This window comes from Bacteroides gallinaceum, from assembly GCF_030373775.1.
GTDB classification, from domain to species: Bacteria; Bacteroidota; Bacteroidia; order Bacteroidales; family Bacteroidaceae; genus Phocaeicola; species Phocaeicola excrementipullorum.
Map to the genome: position 1 here is coordinate 21,490 of NZ_JAUDEN010000033.1, position 6,000 is coordinate 27,489.

Sequence of the window (6,000 nt, forward strand, 5' to 3'; positions counted from 1 at the left end):
ATATTTCTATTTTTGCAAACTGTTAGAGTGAATAAATTTTATTAATGTAAAGTTAAACTTTAAGAGAGGTTTTTATGAAAAGAAAATTGATGCTGTTAATGACCTTCCTGATGATAGGTATAGGTCTGGTAAACGCTCAAGTCAAGAAAGTGACGGGTCATGTCACTTCCGATGAGGACGGTTTACCCGTAGTGGGCGCATCAGTGTTGGTGAAGGGTACTACAGTAGGTACCGTTACTGACATTGATGGTAATTTTACATTGAACAATGTGCCAAGTTCGGCCGGTACTTTGGTGATTTCGTTCATCGGTCTGGAGTCGCAGGAAGTCGACATCAAGCCGGTTGTGAACGTGGTGCTGAAGGCGGATTCAGAAGTGCTGGATGAAGTGGTCGTAACGGCTTATGGTACTTCTACCAAAGGTTCCTTTACAGGTTCTGCTGCCGTAATGAAGGCCGACAAGATTGAGAAGCGTCAGGTTTCCAACGTGTCGAACGCTCTGGCGGGTGCCGTTGCCGGTGTGCAGATACTTAGCAACAACGGTCAGCCGGGCGAGTCGGCAAAGGTACGTATCCGCGGTGTCGGATCTATCAATGCAGGTACAGACCCTCTGTATGTGGTTGATGGAGTTCCGTTTGACGGCGACCTTTCTTCGCTCAACGCTTCGGACATCGAGTCGATGACCGTTCTGAAGGATGCCGCTTCTACCGCATTGTACGGTGCGCGCGGTGCGAACGGTATTATCATGATTACCACTAAAAAGGGTGCAAGCGGCAAGGCACGTGTGAACTTCGATGCCAAGTGGGGTGTGAACTCCCGTGCGGTGAAGAACTATGACGTGTTGACAAGCCCGAAAAACTATCTGGAGAAGGCTTACGAAGCAATCTATAACGGTAATGTGCAGACCGGAGGCATGAGTCCTGCGGCCGCGAATGTAGCTGCCAACCAGACATTGCTGACCAATGCCAGCGGTGGTGTGGGTTATCAGATTTATACGGTTCCCGACGGGCAGCTGCTTATCGGAAGCAACGGATTGCTGAACCCGAACGCTACGCTGGGATATACGGATGAGTACGGTTACTATTATACTCCGGACAACTGGGCAGACGAAACTTTCCAGAACAACCTTCGTCAGGAATACAACTTCAATGTGTCGGGAGGTAGTGACAAGTCTACATTCTATATGGCTTTCGGTTATCTGGACGACCAGGGTGTCATCGAGAACTCTGGCTTCAAGCGTTTCAGCGGTCGTCTGAAAGGTGACTATAAGATTACGGACTGGTTGAAGGTAGGCGCGAATGTGGGCTACATCAACTCGGACAGCCGTTATCCGCGTGACCAGGATGAAAATTCAACAGCCTCTTCGGGCAATGCGTTCTATGTGGCCAACAACATCGCTCCGATTTATCCGATGTATGTGCGCGGTGCAGACAAGCAGATTATGATGCTGAACGGGCGTAAGATGTATGATTACGGTGACGGAGTGACTACTCCTTCCAACCGTTCCTTCATGTCCATTTCCAATCCGATGGGTGACTTGGCTTATAATAAGGAAGGATATCAGAGGGATGCGTTCAACGCGAACTGGTTTGCCGAACTGACTCCGGTAAAGGGGCTTACGTTGAGTGCGCGTTTCGGTGTGAATGTGGACAATACCCGTTATCATCAGATGGGCAACGCTTATATGGGGCAGACTGCGGAATATGGAGGTAGCATTTATCAGGGTGCCATGCGTACGTTCGGTTTCGATCAGCAGTATGTGGCGAACTACAACTTTATCGTTGAGGATCTCCATCATTTCGACATTACGGCCGGTTACGATGGTTATTCATACGAGTATACCGAACTGACCGGACAGGGACAGAATCTGTACGATCCGGAAAGTCCTTTTGTAGGGAATGCAATCGACAACCTGTCAGCAGGCGGTTTCAAGCTGGATTATACGACGAAAGGTTTCTTCGCCCGTGTGAACTATGCGTACAATGAAAAATACTTCGCCAACGTGTCTTACCGCCGCGACGCTTCTTCGCGTTTCGCTCCGGGCAACCGTTGGGGTAACTTCTGGGCTGCAAGTGCCGCATGGATGATTTCTCAGGAAGACTTCATGAAGGACGTGACTTGGGTGAACATGCTGAAACTGAAAGCTTCTTTCGGCCAGCAGGGTAACGATGACATTCTGTTCGAGGGAGGTTATAACATCGGCGTGATGAATATAGAAAAGAACTATTATCCGTGGATGGACCAGTATCAGCTGACCGGAGGTAACGGCGTGTTCTCCGACGGAACCTTGATGGCGAAAGGTAATCCCGAACTGACTTGGGAGACTTCTACATCTTACAATGTGGGTATTGATTTCGCGCTGTTCGGAAACCGTTTGAGCGGTACCGCCGAGTACTTCGGACGCAAGTCGAGCGACATGCTCTACAACAAGCCGGTTGCCGGTAGTGTGGGCTATACTTCCATACCAATGAATGTAGGCTCCATGACCAACTCCGGATTTGAACTGGACTTGACTTATCAGATTTTCAACCGCAAGAACTTCTCTTGGGACGTAAACCTGAACGCGACATTCATCAAGAACAAAATCAACAAGCTCCATCCGGATTTGAAGGGTGTGCTGATTGACGGAAACTACATCTATGAAGAAGGCGAATCTATGTACCGCATGTATCTGGTTGAGTATGCAGGAGTAGATCCGGATGATGGTGAAGCATTGTATTGGGCAAAAAATGCTGATACGGGAGAACTTTACAAGACAGCTAACTATGCGGAAGCGCAAACTACCAACAAGGTAGCTACCGACAACATGATGCCGAAAGTGTACGGAGGTTTCGGGACTTCTATCGAAGCGTTCGGTTTCGATGCGTCCATCCAGCTTTCCTATCAGTTGGGCGGAAAGATCTTCGATTCGGGCTACCGCTATATGATGCACAATGGTGATCAGGGTGGTCAGAACTGGCACAAGGATATTTATAAGGCATGGACACCGGACAACAGATATACCGATGTGCCGCGTCTGAACGCCCAGGACCGTTATTCCTATTCGGTATCTACACGCTGGCTGACCAGCTCAAACTATTTGAGCATCAACAATATCACCGTAGGATATACGTTGCCTTCCAATTGGGCGAAGAAACTGATGATGGAAAAACTGCGTGTGTATTTCACCGCTGACAATGTCGGCCTGCTTTCTGCACGCAAGGGACTTGACCCGCGTCAGAGCTACACCACAGCTACCACTTCATTGTATACTGCAATCCGTACAATCTCCGGTGGTATCAGTCTTTCATTTTAATTAACCAATATATATATAAGTATAGACAATGAAAACAAGATATATTTTCACTTCGCTTCTGTCGGCTTCGCTGGCCGTTACGGGATGTCAGGATATGGATACGCTTCCCGATGGCGGCATGTTCGGAGATGCCCAGAAGGAAAACATTGCCGAGCAACTTCCGGAAAGAGGAGTGGCGCGCGTGAATGCAATATTCGCTTCGTTCAGCCAGTATTTCCCAAACTCAAGTGCATTGGGAGCCGAGAGGCACAATGACATCGGTTATCCTACCGTGATGCTGTGTACCGATACCAACGGACAGGATATGGTGAGCGACAACAACGGTTACAACTGGACCGGATTTGATTTGGACTATTCTGACCGTGAGAACACTTCACTTGAAGGGCAGATGGTATGGAATGATATGTATTCGATTATTTTTGCCGCGAACAATGTAGTGGGTTCGATTGACGAGAATACCGAAGATGCCGAAAACATGTTCTATCTGGCACAGGGACTCGGCGCGCGTGCATTCGCTTATCATGTGCTTGCGCAGCTTTACCAGTTCAATTATTTTGGTCATGAGAATGCCCGTTGCGTTCCGTTGATTACCGACAAGAACGCGGAACAGGCAGCAGTGGACGGTTGTCCCACTTCTACAGTGAAGGAGATTTATACTCAGATTGAAACGGACCTGACCAAGGCTATTGATTTGCTCGGCAAGGCAGAGCAGGCAAAGGTGACCCGTAGCGACAAGCGTTACATCAGCCTGTCGGTAGCTTACGGTCTGCGTGCCCGCATGTATCTGGCTATGCAGGAATACGCCAAAGCTGCTGATGACGCGAAGAATGCAATCGATGAGGCCAAGGCGGAAGGACTGGCTATTGCTGCGGTAGATGCTGTTAGTGCTCCTACATTCAACAGTTCCGATGAGACGAACTGGATGTGGGGAATCCTCATTAACGAAACGGACGGTGTGGTTACGTCAGGTATCTGCAACTGGCCTTCACACATGGGGTCATTGAGTTACGGCTATGCCAACTATTCTGGAGGACGGCAGATCAGCACGAAGCTGTATGCTGAAATCAATACGAATGATGTGCGTAAGGGCTGGTGGCTTGATGCTGCCGGAGAATCGGAGACTCTGAATGATGAACAGAATGAGTTTGTGGACACTTACGGCTACAAGCCTTACACACAGGTGAAGTTCGCTCCCTATAACAATGTGGTGGGCACTACCATCAATGCGAGCGACATACCTCTGATGCGTGTGGAAGAAATGTATCTGATTGCAGCAGAAGGCTATGCTATGTCCGGAAGTGCAGACGGAAAGAAATATTTTGACGAGTTCGTAAAGAACCGTATGAGAGTGGACAGCAATCCTTATGCCAGCGATTACACCGCTGATCCGCAGGAAGCCGTCTACACGCAGAAGCGTATCGAGCTTTGGGGCGAAGGGCTTATCTGGTTCGACCTCATGCGCCTGGGCAAGGGCGTTGACCGCCGTGGATGCGGATTCCCCAATGCGGAATGTATCTTCAAGATAGAACCGACAGACGATATCCTGTTGTGGCGCATACCGGAAGCCGAACTTCAGGCCAACAAGCAGCTTACAACAGATGACAGTCCTGCATGGACATTGCCTACGCCTGTAAGCGACAACTGATTCTTATTCTATAAACATTGAAACTTATGAAACTAAATAAATTCTTTTTCGGATTATTGACAATCCCTGCACTTGCTCTGACTGCGTGCAGCGATTATGGAGATGTGGACACGTTCAGTCCGGAAGCCGACGCGGAAGCGACCGGAGCTTTCTTCAGCAAGAGTACAAGCTCGAATACGCTCGTTCCCGGCAAGACATCCTTTGAAGTGGTTTTGAACAGGGCGGTTTCCGGAAGTGCCGCTTCCATTCCGGTAACCGTGACGAAGAATGATAAGGATTTCTTCTCCTTGTCTGCATCATCTTTCAGCTTTGATGCTGAAAGCCAGACAAGCGCACCGATAACCGTCAGCTTTGATGAAACGGCATGTACTTTCCAGGAACCTGACACATTGAGTCTGCAAGTGTTGGGTGGAGAAAAGGATCATATTTATGCCGCCGGTTATGCGAGTACGACTGTTTTTATGGTTGTAGATTACCAGTGGGTGGATTCTCTTCAGGTTATGCTCACGAATACCTATGTAAGTGATGAAGCGTCATTGACCACGGTTCAGATTGCGAAGAACTTCGAGACCGAAGCAGAGCCTGCAACGCAGAAGCAGACCCTGCTGCAGGTGCCGGGGCTGGTAGGTGATGCCAATGTGCAGTTCGTGGTTGATGCAAATCATGCTAATCCTGCTGAAATCGGAACTTATTTCACGGATAACGGCATAGCCTTGAAGGTCAGAACGGAACTGGGAACGGGAATGACCTTGACATTGAGTGATGAGGCAAAGACAGAACTGCCGGTCTTCATGGATGTGACAAATCTGGCTGCTTCAGACGTTTCGGCAAGTAAAGCCGCTTATACAATTACGTATGACTTGTATGCCAAAGATGAAAAGACTGGAAAGACCTACAAGGTGGAGAAAGACGCAGAAACAGTAGAGGAAGGCAAATCGTCCTATACTGCGACATTTACAGCGGAGTTCCCGACAGAAGAAAAAGAACCCCAGACTACTGAATAATCGACAGACAAACAGATGCCCCGACATGCGTGAAGCGATGCCGGGGCATTCTTTTTTT

General features: G+C 48.7%; 3 protein-coding genes. All 3 read left to right on the plus strand.

Going from position 1 to position 6,000, the window contains the following annotated elements; genetic code table 11:
- The first annotated feature begins 74 nt into the window (after positions 1-74).
- From QUW60_RS13500 to QUW60_RS13510, 3 genes are read left to right on the plus strand one after another with little or no spacing between them, the layout of a single operon-like run.
- Positions 75-3,293: a SusC/RagA family TonB-linked outer membrane protein gene (locus QUW60_RS13500; protein ID WP_289561103.1), complete on the plus strand. Its 3,219-nt coding sequence runs from the start codon at positions 75-77 to the stop codon at positions 3,291-3,293.
- A 28-nt stretch (positions 3,294-3,321) separates the two neighbouring features.
- Positions 3,322-4,938, plus strand: coding sequence for a RagB/SusD family nutrient uptake outer membrane protein (locus tag QUW60_RS13505; protein ID WP_289561104.1), 1,617 nt, complete (start codon positions 3,322-3,324; stop codon positions 4,936-4,938).
- Positions 4,939-4,964: 26 nt separating this feature from the next.
- Positions 4,965-5,942 carry a hypothetical protein gene (locus tag QUW60_RS13510; protein WP_289561105.1) on the plus strand — a complete coding sequence of 326 codons (978 nt, stop codon included), beginning with the start codon at positions 4,965-4,967 and terminating at the stop codon, positions 5,940-5,942.
- The last annotated feature ends 58 nt before the right edge of the window (positions 5,943-6,000 follow it).